At 60.2% G+C, this 14,548-nt stretch carries 16 protein-coding genes and 1 tRNA gene; 12 read left to right on the forward strand and 5 right to left on the reverse strand.

Going from position 1 to position 14,548, the window contains the following annotated elements; all coding sequences use genetic code 11:
• Positions 1-64 precede the first annotated feature (64 nt).
• A complete protein-coding gene (yqhD, locus tag G5195_RS14120) occupies positions 65-1,228 on the reverse strand; it encodes an alcohol dehydrogenase (RefSeq protein WP_139741285.1) in 1,164 nt (387 codons plus the stop codon).
• Positions 1,229-1,385: 157 nt separating this feature from the next.
• Between yqhD and G5195_RS14125 the strand changes: the two genes are divergently transcribed.
• From G5195_RS14125 to G5195_RS14150, 6 genes are all read left to right on the forward strand, one after another.
• Positions 1,386-2,288, forward strand: coding sequence for an AraC family transcriptional regulator (locus G5195_RS14125; RefSeq protein ID WP_421236247.1), 903 nt, complete (start codon positions 1,386-1,388; stop codon positions 2,286-2,288).
• 17 nt (positions 2,289-2,305) lie between these two features.
• Positions 2,306-2,818 carry a lipocalin family protein gene (locus tag G5195_RS14130; RefSeq protein WP_421236248.1) on the forward strand — a complete coding sequence of 171 codons (513 nt, stop codon included), beginning with the start codon at positions 2,306-2,308 and terminating at the stop codon, positions 2,816-2,818.
• Positions 2,819-3,235: 417 nt separating this feature from the next.
• Entirely contained in the window at positions 3,236-3,931 is a 696-nt protein-coding gene (locus G5195_RS14135; protein ID WP_005341931.1) for a DUF969 domain-containing protein, read from the forward strand.
• Positions 3,931-4,854, forward strand: a complete 924-nt coding sequence (locus G5195_RS14140; RefSeq protein WP_421223004.1) for a DUF979 domain-containing protein — start codon at positions 3,931-3,933, stop codon at positions 4,852-4,854. Before G5195_RS14135 ends, G5195_RS14140 begins: the two co-directional genes overlap by 1 nt.
• A 17-nt stretch (positions 4,855-4,871) precedes the next feature.
• Positions 4,872-5,516 carry a pyroglutamyl-peptidase I gene (gene pcp, locus G5195_RS14145; RefSeq protein WP_421236249.1) on the forward strand — a complete coding sequence of 215 codons (645 nt, stop codon included), beginning with the start codon at positions 4,872-4,874 and terminating at the stop codon, positions 5,514-5,516.
• Entirely contained in the window at positions 5,513-5,977 is a 465-nt protein-coding gene (locus G5195_RS14150) for a gamma-glutamylcyclotransferase family protein (RefSeq protein WP_042031904.1), read from the forward strand. The genes pcp and G5195_RS14150 overlap by 4 nt, the downstream gene beginning before the upstream one ends.
• 65 nt (positions 5,978-6,042) lie before the next feature.
• Here G5195_RS14150 and G5195_RS14155 read toward each other — a convergent pair whose 3' ends face one another.
• Together G5195_RS14155 and G5195_RS14160 are read right to left on the reverse strand one after the other, a co-directional pair.
• Positions 6,043-7,935 (reverse strand): methyl-accepting chemotaxis protein, encoded by a 1,893-nt coding sequence (locus G5195_RS14155; RefSeq protein WP_421206335.1) that lies wholly within the window; start codon positions 7,933-7,935, stop codon positions 6,043-6,045.
• A gap of 207 nt (positions 7,936-8,142) precedes the next feature.
• Positions 8,143-8,640 (reverse strand): lactoylglutathione lyase family protein, encoded by a 498-nt coding sequence (locus tag G5195_RS14160; protein ID WP_201990916.1) that lies wholly within the window; start codon positions 8,638-8,640, stop codon positions 8,143-8,145.
• A gap of 100 nt (positions 8,641-8,740) precedes the next feature.
• Between G5195_RS14160 and G5195_RS14165 the strand changes: the two genes are divergently transcribed.
• Complete coding sequence (locus G5195_RS14165; RefSeq protein ID WP_421223000.1) at positions 8,741-9,613, forward strand: LysR family transcriptional regulator; 873 nt, start codon at positions 8,741-8,743, stop codon at positions 9,611-9,613.
• Positions 9,614-9,757: 144 nt separating this feature from the next.
• Here the strand turns inward: G5195_RS14165 and G5195_RS14170 are convergent.
• Positions 9,758-9,834 (reverse strand) — tRNA-Trp (locus tag G5195_RS14170).
• Positions 9,835-10,035: 201 nt separating this feature from the next.
• On the opposite strand from G5195_RS14170, the gene G5195_RS14175 reads away from it, so the two are divergent.
• The 5 genes from G5195_RS14175 (at position 10,036) to G5195_RS14195 (ending at position 12,945) form a co-directional block, all read left to right on the forward strand.
• A complete protein-coding gene (locus G5195_RS14175; protein WP_421172629.1) occupies positions 10,036-10,578 on the forward strand; it encodes a hypothetical protein in 543 nt (180 codons plus the stop codon).
• Positions 10,579-10,677: 99 nt separating this feature from the next.
• Entirely contained in the window at positions 10,678-10,872 is a 195-nt protein-coding gene (locus tag G5195_RS14180; RefSeq protein WP_013724188.1) for a hypothetical protein, read from the forward strand.
• Positions 10,853-11,773: an aspartate carbamoyltransferase gene (pyrB, locus tag G5195_RS14185; protein ID WP_005339735.1), complete on the forward strand. Its 921-nt coding sequence runs from the start codon at positions 10,853-10,855 to the stop codon at positions 11,771-11,773. Before G5195_RS14180 ends, pyrB begins: the two co-directional genes overlap by 20 nt.
• A 15-nt stretch (positions 11,774-11,788) precedes the next feature.
• Positions 11,789-12,253, forward strand: coding sequence for an aspartate carbamoyltransferase regulatory subunit (pyrI, locus tag G5195_RS14190; RefSeq protein ID WP_005339730.1), 465 nt, complete (start codon positions 11,789-11,791; stop codon positions 12,251-12,253).
• A gap of 200 nt (positions 12,254-12,453) precedes the next feature.
• Positions 12,454-12,945, forward strand: coding sequence for an arginine repressor (locus G5195_RS14195; RefSeq protein WP_005339728.1), 492 nt, complete (start codon positions 12,454-12,456; stop codon positions 12,943-12,945).
• A gap of 132 nt (positions 12,946-13,077) precedes the next feature.
• On the opposite strand, the gene G5195_RS14200 is transcribed toward G5195_RS14195, so the two are convergent.
• Positions 13,078-14,484, reverse strand: coding sequence for a YfcC family protein (locus tag G5195_RS14200; RefSeq protein ID WP_005339725.1), 1,407 nt, complete (start codon positions 14,482-14,484; stop codon positions 13,078-13,080).
• Positions 14,485-14,548: the final 64 nt, after the last annotated feature.

Genomic DNA, 14,548 nt, shown 5'->3' on the forward strand with positions numbered 1-14,548 from the left:
CAGATGGCGGGAGAGGGCCCCGGCAATTCAATCGTTTCGCCCGTTTGGCACCGATTGGCGGACCTTACCAGGCCGCTTCATAAATATGCTGGCTCTGCACCAGATCGATGTCGCTGTGCTCGCCCAGACGGGTCATGCCGTGCTCACCCAGCTTGCCGATCAGGGTGTCGATACCCAGATCTTTGAGACCGTAGTCGCGCAGTCGGGTCTTGACCCCCATCCGCTCGAAGAAGTCGCGGGTCGCGGCGATGGCATCGTCGATGCGCTCCGCTTCGCTGCCGCTGTTCAGACCCCACACCCGCTCTGCGTATTGCAGCAGCTTGGCATGCTTCTGTTTGCGCTTGGCCTGCAGCAGGGCGGGCAGCACCACCGCCAGAGTCTGGGCGTGGTCGAGGCCGTGCAGGGCAGTCAGCTCGTGACCCAGCATGTGGGTGGCCCAATCCTGCGGCACACCGGCACCGATCAGACCGTTCAGCGCCATGGTGGCGCTCCACATGATGTTGGCGCGCACCTCATAGTTCTGCGGTTCGGCCAGCGCCTTGGGGCCCTCTTCGATCAGGGTCAGCAGCAAGCCTTCGGCGAAGCGATCCTGCACCTTGGCATTGACCGGATAGGTGAGGTACTGCTCCACGATGTGAACAAACGCATCCACTACCCCGTTCGCCACCTGACGCTCGGGCAGGGTGTAGGTGAGCACCGGATCCAGCACGGCGAAACGCGGCATCACGAACGGCGAGAAGAAGTGCACCTTGTCGCCACTGCTGCGACGGGTGATGACGGCGCCCATGTTCATTTCGGAACCGGTCGCCGGCAGGGTCAGCACGGAACCGAGCGGGATGGCGGAGCGCACTTCGCTGCCGACGGTCTCGAGAATGTGCCAGGGATCCTTGGCCAGATCGTAGTGCGCAGCAGCGGCGATAAACTTGGTGCCATCGAGCACTGAGCCACCGCCAACGGCGAGCAGGAAATCGACCCGCTCGGCACGGGCCAGCTCCACAGCGCCCATCAGGGTCTCGTAGGCCGGGTTCGGCTCGATGCCGCCAAATTCAAACAGGGTCATGCCGGCCAGCTCGTTGCGGATCTGCTCCAGCAGGCCGCTGCGTACCACGCTGCCGCCACCGTAGGTGATCATGACGCGGGCGTCGCTCGGAAGCTGCTCGCGCAACTGGGCGATCTGCCCTTGGCCGAACAGGATTTTGGTCGGGGTATGGAGAGTAAAGTTGTTCATCGACATTGCCTTCTTCTGATAGTCAGGGCGGCCAGGCCGCGAAATCGTGATTGCATTTTTCTCCAGAACCACCCTACCATCAAGACAACATCCTGCTTGATTCTTGCCTATTTCTACAAAGCAGCGAAAACCGGAACTGTCGAATCAAAGAGCGCCCATGCAAAACCGTTACAGCGACCTCGCAACCAGATTGACCCGCCACGTCACTGCACCCGGCATCACCCCATCACCGGTGAAACAGGTCAACCTCATCTATACCACCGAGCACCATGGCCGCACCCCGGTGCTCTACCAACCGCGGATGATCGTTATCCTGCAGGGACACAAGGTGGGTTATCTGGCGGATCAGGTGTTTCGCTACGACCCCAACCACTATCTGCTGATGACCCTGCCGCTCCCCTGCGAGTGCGAGTGCTTCGCCTCCCCCGAGCAGCCGCTTATCGGGTTTACCATCGAGATCGATCTGGTCACCCTGCAAGAGCTGCTGCTGGAGCTTGGCGATGCCCTGCCCGCCCCCGCACCGCAAAAGAGCGGCGTCCACTCGGTCCCCCTGTCGGAGACCATGTTCTGCGCCGCCGAGCGGCTGATCGAGCTGATGGACAACCCGCTGCACGCCAGGGTGCTGGGGCCGCAGACGGTGCGGGAGATGCTGTTTCACGCCCTCACCGAGGGGGGCGGCCCGGCGTTGCAGGCGCTCGCCAACCGCCACAACCATGTGGGCCAGATAGCCCGGGTGCTGCGTATGATAGAGCAGCGCTACGCCGACAACCTCACCATGGAGGAGCTGGCGCGGGAGGTAAACATGAGCGTCTCCGCCTTTCACCACCACTTCAAGGCGGTCACCGCCACCTCGCCGCTGCAGTACATCAAGTCGTTTCGCCTGCACAAGGCGCGTCTGATGATGCTGCACGACGGCATCAAGGCGGGGGCGGCCGCCGCCAGAGTCGGTTACGAGAGCAACTCCCAGTTCAGCCGGGAGTACAAACGGTTCTTCGGCAGCACGCCGACAGATCAGGCCTCCCGCTTTCGGGATGGTCAGCTTCGCATCATAGAGGGATAACGAGAGAGGGATTACCTATGCGTTCACTGCTTTGTCTGTTTACCGTCTGGCTGCTGACAGCCTGCACCGGCCTCGCCGACGGCATCCGCCCCGTCACCGGCTTCCAGCTCGACCGCTATCTCGGCACCTGGTACGAGATTGCCCGCCTCGACCACGGTTTCGAGCGCGGGCTGGAGCAGGTGAGTGCCACCTACAGCCTGCGTGACGATGGCGGCGTCAAGGTGCTCAACCGCGGCAAGCAGAGCGATGGCAGCTGGCGCGAAGCCGAGGGCAAGGCCTACTTCGTCGATAGTCCTGACGAGGCGCGACTCAAGGTGAGCTTCTTCGGCCCCTTCTACGGCGGCTACAACGTCATCGACCTCGACCCCGATTACCAGCTCTCGCTGGTGACCAGCTACAACCACGACTACCTCTGGCTCCTCTCCCGCTCCCCCAACCCGCCCAAGGCGAAGGTGGATGCGCTGGTCGCCAAAGCGAAGTCGCTGGGCTTTGCCACCGACCAGCTGATTTGGGTCAAGCAGACCCCCTGAGACAGCACCGGTGGCGATGCCGTCGCCACCGGTTCTCTCCGCCTCTCCCTTTCACTTTCCTCACCCCAGCTCCGCACAACCACAGTCATACCCAGCCATTCGCTGACGGTTGCCAGATAGACATTGCGCAACAATCCCCATCACCCACCAACGGAAGAGAATAGCGATCATATTGTCAGCCCAATATTGTCGCCAGGCACCCCAAAATAATCTGAATGACTGATTAGGGGGCAAAAAATAGCCTGGACGGTGCAGGACTCACCATTTACCAGCGAACAATAAACCGGCAAAAACCCCCAATAGAAAACCAATCGAATCCCTTTTTGGGGATTTTTTGTTGCCATCGCAGTAACCAGATGATAAACAGCTCGGCCACCCCAAAATGCATATAAATATTCACTTTAACGAGGTGATTAATTGGAATTTATTAAATTAAGCGGAATTCTTATTATTTTATTGGGATTTTATTTCAAACTCGACACTCTGGCCGTCGTACTGGTGGCCGCCGTCACCACGGCGCTGGTCTCCGGTCTCTCCATGACCGATTGCCTCTCCCTGCTGGGGGAAGCCTTCGTCTCCAACCGCATGGTGACACTGTTTCTGCTGACCCTGCCGATGATCGGCATCTGTGAACGCTACGGCCTCAAACAGCAGGCGGTCACCCTGATCGAACGGATCAAGAAGCTCACCCCGGGCAAGTTCATGACCCTCTATATGTTTATCCGCGAACTGGCCGGTCTCTTCTCGGTGCGGGTTCAGGGTCACACCCAATTTATTCGTCCGCTGGTCAACCCCATGACTCAGGCAGCCGCCACCAAGGTGCACGGCAAATTAAGCGAAGAGGACGAGGAATATATCAAGGCGCGGGTTTCCGCCACCGAAAACTACGGCAACTTCTTTGCCCAGAATACCTTCGTCGCCTCAGCCGGGGTATTGCTGATCGTCGGCACATTTGAATCTCTTGGATATAGCGTCTCTGCCGTCGATATTGCCAAGGCATCCATGCCGATCGCCATTATCGCCCTGCTGATGGTGGCTATTTCCAATATGTGGTTTGACCGTCAGATGGCCAAGACATATACCGTGAGCAGCGACAAGGAGGGGCAACAATAATGGCGACCCTCATCCCCAACATGCTCGAATTCTTTTATGTGCTGATCGGCGTCATCCTGTTCAGCAGCGCCTGGCGCGTCCTGCGTGACCCCAGCCACCCAGCCAAAATCGGTACCGCCCTGTTCTGGACCATTCTGGGTGTACTGTTTGCCTTCGGCAGCTATATCCCCAATGTCATCAATGGCGTGCTGATCCTCGCCATGGGGATCATCACCCTGCTCAAGCAGGTGAAGATCGGCAAGCTGGAGCAGGCGAGCGAGGAGGAGTCCCAGCGCCACGCCAGCCGCATCGGCAACCGGATCTTCCTCCCCTGCATCCTGCTGGCCGTGCTGGCGGTGGTGATCGCCCAGTTCACCCCCCTTGGCGGTCAGGTCGGTATCGGTCTGGCGGCGGTCATCGCCTTCGTCATCACGGTACTGCTGACTCGTGCCACCCCCTCTACCGTAGTGGGTGACTCCGACCGGATGATCCAGCAGGTCGGCATTACCGGCATTCTGCCGCAACTGCTGGCCGCGCTCGGGGTGATCTTCAACAAGTCCGGCGTCGGCGATGTCATCTCCCACGGCATCTCCACCGTAGTGCCGGTCGGCAGCCCCTTCGTCGGGGTGGTGGCCTACTGCCTCGGCATGATGGTCTTCACCATGATCATGGGCAACGCCTATGCCGCCTTCACGGTCATCACCGCCGGCATCGGCATCCCCTTCGTCATCGCCCAGGGCGGTGACCCGGTGGTGGCCGGTGCGCTGGCGATGACCGCCGGCTTCTGCGGCACCCTGATGACCCCCATGGCCGCCAACTTCAACGCCCTGCCCGCCGCCCTGCTGGAGATGAAGGATCTCAACAAGGTGATCAAGGTGCAGGTACCGATGGCGCTGACGCTGGTGCTGATCCATATCGCCCTCATGTATTTCTGGGCATTCTGACCATTCGGGAGAAGATGATGAAAGTACTGATTACCGGTTTTGACCCCTTCGGCGGCGAGCCCATCAACCCGGCATGGGAGGCGGTCAAACGCCTGCCAGAGACCATTCTGGACGCCACCGTGATCAAGGCGCAGATCCCCACCGTCTTTGGCAAGTCAGCCACCCTGCTGGCGGAGCTGATGCGTCAGCACCAGCCCGACGTGGTGATCAACGTCGGACAGGCGGGCGGTCGCTTCGCCATTACCCCGGAGCGCATCGCCATCAACATCGACGATGCCCGTATCCCCGACAACGAGCAGCAGCAACCCATCGATGAAGTGATTCAGGCCGATGGCGCACCGGCCTACTTCTCCCGTCTGCCCCTCAAGGGAATGGTGCAGCGCATCAAGGAGAACGGCATTCCGGCGGCGCTCTCCAACACTGCCGGCACCTTCGTCTGCAACCACATCATGTACCAGCTGCACTACCTGATTGAAAAAGAGTTCCCGGCGGTGCGCGGCGGCTTTATTCACGTTCCCTACATCACCGAGCAGGTAGCGGACAAGGTGAACCAGCCCTGCCTCGCCATGAGCGAGATTACCCGCGCGCTGGCGCTGGCCATCGAGGCGGTGGTGCTGCAGCAGGATGGCGATATCAAAGTCGTGGGCGGCGAGATCTCATGAGCCTTTGCCAGCCACGCCCGCTGTTCGTCTACGGCAGCCTGATGGACGGGCTGTTCAACTACCGCCGCTATCTGGCTCACCACGTGAGCCAGACGCCCCGGCGCGCCCGGGTGCGCGGCGCTCTCTATCACCTGCAGCACAAGGGCTACCCCGCCCTGCTGCAGGGGGATGACTGGGTCTATGGCGAGCTGTTTGTGCTGGACGACTTCCCTGCCGCCATCGCGGCGCTCGACGAGATGGAGAACTTCCACGGCGAGGATGATCCCCAGAGCGAATATCTGCGCCAGCTCATCGAGGTGGAGATCTTCGACCCGGCGCAGGGGCGTTATGTCGGCCAACAGCAGGCCTACCACTACCGCTACGTAGTGCAGCACGATCCCAAGTGGCAACAGGGCAAGCACTACCTGCCCGACGGCAACTGGCGCGCTTTCCATCTGGCGCAACTGGAGAGCGCCGCCTGACGGTCAGCGACAATAACAAAGGGCAGCCCGCGGGCTGCCCTTTTTCATGGAAGATGGCCTGAGGATCAGAGCCGGAAGCGGCCGATCTCCTGCTCCAGCCGCTCGGTCAGCGACTTGAGTTCGGCCGCCTGAGCCGCCTCGTTGCCCGCCTGCTCGGCCAGCTCTTGCGAGACGTGGCGGATATTCTCGGTATTGCGGCTGATCTCGCCGGTCACCGAGGTCTGCTCCTCGGCCGCTGCGGCGATCTGGGTCGCCATGTCGCTGATGGAGCCGATCGCCTCGTTGATCCGGGCAAGGCTCTGGTTGGCCGCTTCCGCATCCTCGACGCTGGTACCCGCCAGCTGACGGCTGGTCTCCATACCACCCACGGCGCGACGGGTGGTCTGCTGCAGGGTCTCGATCATCTGCTGGATCTCGTCGGTGGAGTCGTGGGTGCGGCGTGACAGCACCCGTACCTCGTCCGCGACTACCGCAAAACCGCGGCCCTGCTCACCGGCCCGGGCAGCCTCGATGGCGGCGTTGAGCGCCAGCAGATTGGTCTGCTCGGCGATGCCGCTGATGGTCGCCAGAATGCCGCTGATCTTCTGGGCATGGTTGTCGAGCTCATTGATGATCTGGCTGGCATCGGCCACTTCGTCCGCCAGACCGGTAATGCTGCGCTGACTCTGGCCAACCTGGGATTGACCGGCGACCGCCAGTGCAACCGCATCGGTGGCGGTAGTGGCGGCAAACTCGGCGTTACCGGCGATCTCCTGGGTAGCGGAAGCCATCTCGGTCACCGCGGTCGCCACCATCACGATCTCGTCCTGCTGCTGGCGTACCCGCTGACTGCGGGCCTGCGCCCCGGCCGCCTGGGCACGGGACTGTGCCGCCAGCTCGATGGTCACATCCCGCAACCGGCTGACGATGCCATGCAGCCGCGCCACGAACTGGTTGAAGTTCTGGGCCAGCTGGCCCACCTCATCCTTGCTGTGGGTGTTGATGTGAACGGTGAGATCCCCCTCGCCGTGGGCAATGTCGTGCAGGGCGTGCGCGACCCGACCGAGATCGGCGAACAGGTATTTGAAGGTGGCGGTGAGCAGAGCGCTGAATACCAGCATCAGCACCAGGGTCAGCCCCACCAGCTCCCACAGCAGGCTGCTGAGCGGCGCCTCCAGCACATCGCGATACATCACCATGGCCAGCAGCCAGTCGGTGCCCGGCACCGGTTGTACCGCCAGCAGCACATCCCGCCCGTCGAGGGTGGCGGCGTGCAGCTCGCTGTTTTCGCGGCCCCACTGCTGGAAGGTGGCGGCAGAGAGTCCCGGCGCCAGCTCGGCGATGGGCTTGAGTGCCAGATCCTTCTGCGGATGGCCGACGATGAGGCCGCTGCTGTCGAGCAGCATGGCGTAGCCCTCACCCTGCACCTTCATCGCCAGTACTTCATCGATCAGCTTGTCGAGCGCCAGGTTGGCCCCCACGGCGCCGACCAGCTCGCCCTGATGGCGCACCGGCTCGGAGAGAGTAACCACCAGCTTCTGCATGGTGACGCTGACATAGGGGGCAGTGACGATCAGCTGCCCCGCCTTCACCGCATCCTGATACCAGGGGCGCTCGCGCGGGTCATAGTTGCCGGTGTTGAGGGAGGGATCCTGCCGGGTCATCACCCCCTGCGCGGAGCCAAAATAGGTGAGGCCGAAGCCGCCGGAGGTGTAGGCCTGCTTCAGGTGCGGCACCAGCTCGGCTTGGGGGTTATCGCTGATCAGGTTGACCAGCGCATGGACGGTGTTCTTGCGATCCGTCATCCATTCGCCGATGGCGACCGAGTAGGCGTGGCCATAGTTGACCGCCTCGCTCTGGATGGCGCTCATGGTGCGAGATTTTAGGGTGTGAAAGGCAACGATGCCGAGCAGTGATGCCATCAGCAGCACTACGCCAAGACTGGTGGCCAGCAGCTTGCCGCGCAGAGAGAGGGTCATGACGACGAATCCTTGTTGTTGTGTCAGGCAGGGAAAACCCTGATGTATCAAAGGCTATCGGCCGCAATATGAACAGACTTTAGTGAATCTGTATATTTTCCCATCTATCAACAACAGAACGCGCTATTCGTGTGAACCAGATCGCTATTCCATGCTACTGACTCTTGTAACAACAAAGCAGCAGGCCGCCCTAAGGCGGCCTGTTACTTACCCCTGATATGCACCGGCGGAGTAGGTCAGCTCATAGCTGTGGCTGTAGATCTCGACGATATTGCCGAAGGGATCTTCCATGTAGACCATGCGGTAGGGCTTCTCGCCCGGGTAGTACTCGCGCACCGGCATCCGCTGCTTGCCGCCCGCCGCGACGATGCGCGCCGCCAGCCCCTCGACATCCGGATCCTGCACGCTGAAATGGAACACCCCGGTCTTCCAGAATTCGAAGTTGTTCTCACGGCGCTCGCTGTTGGGGAACTCGAACAGTTCGATGCCGATCTTGTCGCCGGTAGAGAGGTGGGCGATGCGAAAACAACCCCAGCCCGGGCCGAACACGTCGTTGCACATCACGCCGATGGCAGAGTCATCCTCGCTGATGGTGGTGGCCGGCATGATGAGATACCAGCCCATCACCTTGGTATAGAACTCGACCGCTTTGTCGAGGTCAGTCACCGTGATGCCGATGTGGGAGAAGTTGCGTGGATAGGTCATACGTCACCTTGAAATTGTGTGTGGGAAACAGGTGACATGATAGGAAGGGGCGACATAATGAAAAATAAGGCCAAAGTAATCGAAGGTATAAATTAAATTTATGGTTAATCCACTCTGGCTCCACACCCTGGTGGTGGTGCATGAAACCGGCAGTTTTACCCGCGCCGCCGAGCGGCTGGATCTCACTCAGGCCGCCGTCAGTCAGCATATCTCGCGTCTCGAGGCTGAATTTGGCACCCTGCTGCTGCGCAAGCCCCGTCAGCTGGAGCTCACCCCGCGCGGGCTGGTGCTGCTCGACTTCGCCCGCCAACAGGCGCAGGCCGCCGAACAGTTGCGGGCACGCCTCTCGGACGACGATCCTCACCGCGGCGCCATCACCCTGTCCACCCCGGGTAGCATCGGTCTGCTGCTCTATCCCCTGCTGCTCGACCAGCAACAGGAGCACCCCGGACTCACCATCCAGCACCGTTTCGCCCCCACCCCCGACATAGTGCAGGCGGTACTGGCAGGGCGCAGCGATCTGGGACTGGTGGATCAGCCGCCGGAACACCCCAGCATCGCCGCCGAGCCCTTCGCCCGCGAACCCCTCTGTCTGGTGGTGCCCAACGATGGCGAGGAGCCGAGCTGGCAGCACCTCTGTCAGCTCGGCTTTATCGACCACCCGGATGGCCGCAGCATGGCACAACGCCTGTTGGGACGACGCTACCCCGGCCAGCGCGTTGACGAGCTCCCCCTGCGCGGCTTTACCAACCAGATCGGCCTGATCCTGGAGCCGGTCGCCCGCGGCCTCGGCTTTACCGTGCTGCCCCGCTTCGCCGTCACCGCCTTTGCCCAGCCGGAGAAGATCCGGGTGATCCAGAGCAGCATTGAAGTGATCGACACCCTCTGGCTGATCTACCGCGCCGAGTGGCCGCTCCCCGCCCGCCACCAGCGGCTGGTCACCGTCCTGAAACAGCGGGTTGCTGCACACTGAATGCTCTTGCGGCAGACATCGAGATCAATGTGGCCACAGTCACCGAGGGCTAGCGGCAAGAAGGAGAAGAGAAAGGAGAGAGGGATAAATTGGCGAACGCCGGAAATGCGAAAGGCCAGCTCAATGAGCTGGCCTTTCTGAAAATGGCAGGGGCGGCAGGACTCGAACCCGCAACCATCGGTTTTGGAGACCGCTGTTCTACCAATTGGAACTACGCCCCTGCAACAAACGAGGCGTAGTATACAGAGTGGAGATCAAAGGTAAAGGCTTTTTTTACGCTTTCGATGCGATTGCACAAATCCCGAACAAGTCGCGGTTGTTTGTACAGCAAAGCGGGATAACTTGCTGTATTTGCAGCCCTGCCGGGGTAGGAATGGGACATAAATGGGGGTAGGGTGAAATCAGGTACCGGGAGGCCACTTATGCTCAATTACCGACTGCTCCAACAACTGGCGCCCCTCAACTTCAGGGATGAACGCAAAACAGAGTCCCTGCCCGCCTATCTTGAACGGGTCGCACCACTGGTGCCCTTTATTCCTGAAAATGTGCTCTCCCAGTGGATTTACCGCCATTGGCGCGGTTTTGAGTCCAACTGGAGCTTTATCGATCTCGCCAGCCATCAGTTCACCTGTGAAAGCTGGCCCACCGCCCAACTGGTGGATCAGGTGGACTCCCGCCATATGGAGGTGATCGAGCGCTGGGGCGAGATGCTGCGCAGCAACCGCTATGTGCGTCGCTCCTGGCTCGGCGAGAAGATGCTGAGCGAAGGCACCTGGCCGGAACCTGTCATCGTGCTGGCGCCGGAGGAGGGAGCCAGCTACCCGAACGGTCATCCCCTACCCCGCCCCTACTGCCTGCTGGAAGGACACCACAGACTCGGTTATTTGCGCGCCATGGCCCGCGATGGGGAATCGCTGCAAGAGACGCACAAGGTGTGGATTTGTCGTCATGTTTCCGTCACTTAAACGTTTTTCATGCTGAAATTGGCATCGTAAATAAAATTTTGACAATTAAAAAAGCGGCCCTATAATCTGTCCGGTTTTGAAAAAGGTCGGGACGAAACGATGCAGTTTTTGATTCAGAAAACAGCCTTGCAGACGGGTGGTGCGCACCAGAGCGGCCCCGTTGTTTCCGGTTCCCACCCCAACGATCCCCAGTTATTTTTAAAAAAAGCCCCTGTTTCAGGGGCTTTTTTTTGTGCCCGAAAAACCTCCAATGATGTCAAAGGGAATGCAGACGATGACCAATCCACTCTATAAGAAACATGTCATCTCCATTTCGGACCTGACCCGGTCAGAAATGGAACTGGTAGTCTCAACCGCACAACGGTTGAAGGCTGAACCTGACACCAGCCTGTTGAAAGACAAGCTGGTTGCCAGCTGCTTCTTCGAAGCCTCCACCCGCACCCGCCTCTCGTTCGAGACCGCGGTACAGCGCCTTGGCGGCAACATCATCGGCTTCGCCGACGGTGGCAACACCAGCGCCAAGAAGGGCGAGACGCTGGCTGACTCCATCAAGATCATCGGCTCCTACTCGGATGCGGTGGTGATGCGCCACCCGAAAGAGGGCGCGGCCCGTCTGGCCTCCGAATTCTCCCGCGTGCCGGTCATCAACGGCGGCGACGGCTCCAACCAGCATCCGAGCCAGACCCTGCTCGACCTGTTCACCATCCATGAGACCCAGGGCCGTCTGGACAACCTCAACGTCGCTTTCGTCGGTGACCTGAAATATGGCCGCACCGTACACTCGCTGGCCCAGGCCCTCAGCCTGTTCAACTGCCGCTTCTTCTTCATCTCCCCGGAAGCGCTGGCGATGCCGGACTACATCTGCGAAGAGCTGGAAGAGAAGGGCATCCAGTTCAGCGTCCACCAGACCATGGAAGAGGTGATGCCGGAACTGGACATTCTCTACATGACCCGCGTCCAGAAAGAGCGCTTCGACGAGACCGAATACAAGCACATGGCCGCCAAGTTCATTCTGGAGCTGGCGACCCTGGAAGGGGCCAAGCCCACCATGAAGATCCTGCATCCCCTGCCCCGCGTCGACGAGATCGATGTGGCGGTCGACAAGACCCCCCACGCTTGCTACTTCCAGCAGGCGGAGAACGGGGTCTATGCACGCCAGGCGCTGCTGGCACTGGTACTGAACGAAACTGTCTGAGCTTAGGGGAATATCATGTCTGACAAGAACCAACTGCAAGTCGAAGCCATCCGTCACGGCTCCGTCATCGATCACATCCCCGCTGGCCAGGGCATCAAGATCCTCAAGCTGTTCCAGCTGGTCGAAACCCAGGAGCGGATCACCGTCGGCTTCAACCTGAAATCCGGCGCGCTGGGCAAGAAGGATCTCATCAAGATTGAGAACACCCGTCTGACCGAGCAACAAGCCAACCAGTTGGCGCTGTTCGCCCCGAAAGCGACCGTCAACATCATTGAAGACTTCAATGTGGTGAAGAAGCACCAGCTGGAGTTGCCGGAGTTCATTGCCGGGGTGTTCCACTGTCCCAACTCCAACTGCATCTCCCACAACGAGCCGGTGGACAGCTACTTCCGGGTGCGCGAAGTGAAAGGCGTGGTACGGATGAAGTGCAAATATTGCGAGAAGTCCTTCACTCAGGACATCGTCAGCGAGCGTTACTGATATCTGATTGGGCCCCACGGGGCCCATTTTTGAACCCTGTCACATCACCGAATTTCCAGTCAGCTATAATTTGCCATCGCAAGATGGTAATGCCCGCTCATTCCCTGCATATAGGTTGATTATCAGTGTTTTTACCTGATAACTGACTGCTATGGCAGATATCGCGCGTTTACCTCCGGTCATCATCAAAGGAATTCGCCGTGGTCAAAACCCTCAGTCGTCCCGTTGCCCAAGAGCCCGATCTGGCCCAGCTGGATGCCTGTCGCCAGATCATCGGTCAGCACTGTTACAGCACACAGGAAGAGATCCGCCGCGAGCTGTCGGAGCGCGGCTTTGCCGACATCAGCCAGTCCACCATCTCCCGTCTGTTGCGCCGCCTCGGCGTGGCCAAGGCGCAGAATGCCAACGGCAAGAAGGTCTACACCCTGGTCGATGAGCAGCTGGAACCCGCCGGCAGTACCCGCTCGATCCACGACATGGTGCGCGAAGTGGTACACAACCAGCAGATGGTGCTGATCCACACCACTCCGGGGGCCGCCACCGTGGTGGCTCGCCTGCTGGATCGCAACGCCAATCCCGAGATCATGGGCGCCGTCGCGGGCAATGACGTGGTGCTGGTCGCGCCGCGCCATATCAGCCGTACCCGTCAGGCCCATGCCGCCGTGGTGCGCACGCTGGCGCAGGCACGCTAAGCTATTTCCCCTAAATACATCGAGGCGACCCGCGGGTCGCCTTTTTGTTGCTTGCTATTTTGTGTTCATCACTTCTTGCGCCCATAAAAAACGGGAGCCCACAGGCTCCCGTTTTATCTTGCTTGTTATCCCTCAGGAGAGCACGGCCCCCAGGCTCAGGCAGACCACGATCAGCACGGTCAGGATACCGAGCAGCGGAGCCACCCACTTCAGCCAGCGCACATAAGGCACCTTGGCAATCGCCAGACCGCCCATGACCACGGCGGAGGTCGGAGTCACCAGGTTCACCAGACCGGAGGCAGACTGGTAAGCAGTCACCACCAGATCGCGGCCCACGTTGGCGAAGTCGGCCAGCGGCGCCATGATCGGCATGGTCAGTACGGCCAGACCGGAGGAGGACGGCACCAAGAAGGAGAGCACCACTTCCAGCACGAACATCACGTTGATAAAGACGATGGTGGAGAGGCCGGTCACGATCCCTTCTGCACTGTGCAAAATGGTGTGAGTGATCATGCCGTTATCCATTACCACCACGATACCGCGGGCGATACCGATGATCAGCGCCACACCCAGCAGGTCGCGGGCACCGTCGATAAAGTTGGAGGTCAACTCCTCCTCGCTCATGCGGGAGATGAGACCAACGATGATGGCGGCAGCCAGGAACACACCGGAGATCTGCGCCATCCACCAGCCCAGCACGGCCACACCATAGATCATCACGGCAAAGGCGGCGACGAAGATACCCAGCACGATTTTACGGGTCAGGGTGAACTCCAGCATCTGGTCGCTCTTGTTGCCAAGGAAGTGGGCACGGTTCTCTTCCCACTTGTCAGCCACCAGCGATTTGCTCGGATCGCTGCGCACCATCTTGGCGTAACGCATGACGTAGGCAACGCAGAGCAGCCAGCCGGCGACCAGCATGGCGACGCGCAGCCAGATACCGTCGGTGAAGGAGATACCGGCCGCGTTGGCCGCAATCACGGTCGCAAACGGGTTGATGGTGGAACCCAGAGTACCGATACCGGCCCCCAGCAGCACGGTTGCTGCAGCCACCACAGGGTCGAAGCGGGCGGCCATCATCACCGGCACCAGCAGGGTGTAGAACGGCAGCGACTCTTCGGCCATGCCGTAGATGGTGCCGCCTGCGGCGAACAGCGCCATCAGGATCGGGATCATCCACTCTTCCCGGCCGCGCAGACGATCGGTGACGCGCTCGATACCGGCATCGATGGCACCTGTCTTGGTCACAATGCCAAGAAAACCACCGATGATCAGGATAAAGAGGGAGACGTCGATGGCGCCTGCCTCATAGGTGTCGTGGTTATAGAGGCCATCGATAGGTGCCAGCAGCACATCGACGATCCCCTGGGGATTCCCCTCCACCAGTTTGTAGGTACCCGCCACCGGCACTTCTTTGCCGAGGGCTTCGTTCATGGTCATCTCATATTTGCCGGCCGGCACTATCCAGCTCAGGGCGGCCACCAGGGCGATCAGCACAAACAGTATCGTGTAGGCTGACGGGAACTTGAATTTGGTCATGGTCCAGCTTCCTTCTGTGGGTGTGGTATCCATGCAGGCTGCGGGTTGTAGGGTTAGAGGTATT

The sequence above is a fragment of the Aeromonas sp. 601039 genome (assembly GCF_049174415.1).
GTDB classification, from domain to species: Bacteria; Pseudomonadota; Gammaproteobacteria; order Enterobacterales; family Aeromonadaceae; genus Aeromonas; species Aeromonas veronii_A.

What these genes read in the sequence shown, in the direction of transcription:
- G5195_RS14130 (WP_421236248.1), top strand. Translation starts at nt 2,306, where the DNA reads ATGCGTTCACTGCTTTGTCTGTTTACCGTCTGGCTGCTGACAGCCTGC.
- pyrI (WP_005339730.1), top strand. Translation starts at nt 11,789, where the DNA reads ATGTCTGACAAGAACCAACTGCAAGTCGAAGCCATCCGTCACGGCTCC.
- G5195_RS14175 (WP_421172629.1), top strand. Translation starts at nt 10,036, where the DNA reads ATGCTCAATTACCGACTGCTCCAACAACTGGCGCCCCTCAACTTCAGG.
- pyrB (WP_005339735.1), top strand. Translation starts at nt 10,853, where the DNA reads ATGACCAATCCACTCTATAAGAAACATGTCATCTCCATTTCGGACCTG.
- G5195_RS14200 (WP_005339725.1), bottom strand. Translation starts at nt 14,484, where the DNA reads ATGACCAAATTCAAGTTCCCGTCAGCCTACACGATACTGTTTGTGCTG.
- G5195_RS14160 (WP_201990916.1), bottom strand. Translation starts at nt 8,640, where the DNA reads ATGACCTATCCACGCAACTTCTCCCACATCGGCATCACGGTGACTGAC.
- pcp (WP_421236249.1), top strand. Translation starts at nt 4,872, where the DNA reads ATGAAAGTACTGATTACCGGTTTTGACCCCTTCGGCGGCGAGCCCATC.
- G5195_RS14165 (WP_421223000.1), top strand. Translation starts at nt 8,741, where the DNA reads ATGGTTAATCCACTCTGGCTCCACACCCTGGTGGTGGTGCATGAAACC.
- yqhD (WP_139741285.1), bottom strand. Translation starts at nt 1,228, where the DNA reads ATGAACAACTTTACTCTCCATACCCCGACCAAAATCCTGTTCGGCCAA.
- G5195_RS14125 (WP_421236247.1), top strand. Translation starts at nt 1,386, where the DNA reads ATGCAAAACCGTTACAGCGACCTCGCAACCAGATTGACCCGCCACGTC.
- G5195_RS14155 (WP_421206335.1), bottom strand. Translation starts at nt 7,935, where the DNA reads ATGACCCTCTCTCTGCGCGGCAAGCTGCTGGCCACCAGTCTTGGCGTA.
- G5195_RS14140 (WP_421223004.1), top strand. Translation starts at nt 3,931, where the DNA reads ATGGCGACCCTCATCCCCAACATGCTCGAATTCTTTTATGTGCTGATC.
- G5195_RS14180 (WP_013724188.1), top strand. Translation starts at nt 10,678, where the DNA reads ATGCAGTTTTTGATTCAGAAAACAGCCTTGCAGACGGGTGGTGCGCAC.
- G5195_RS14150 (WP_042031904.1), top strand. Translation starts at nt 5,513, where the DNA reads ATGAGCCTTTGCCAGCCACGCCCGCTGTTCGTCTACGGCAGCCTGATG.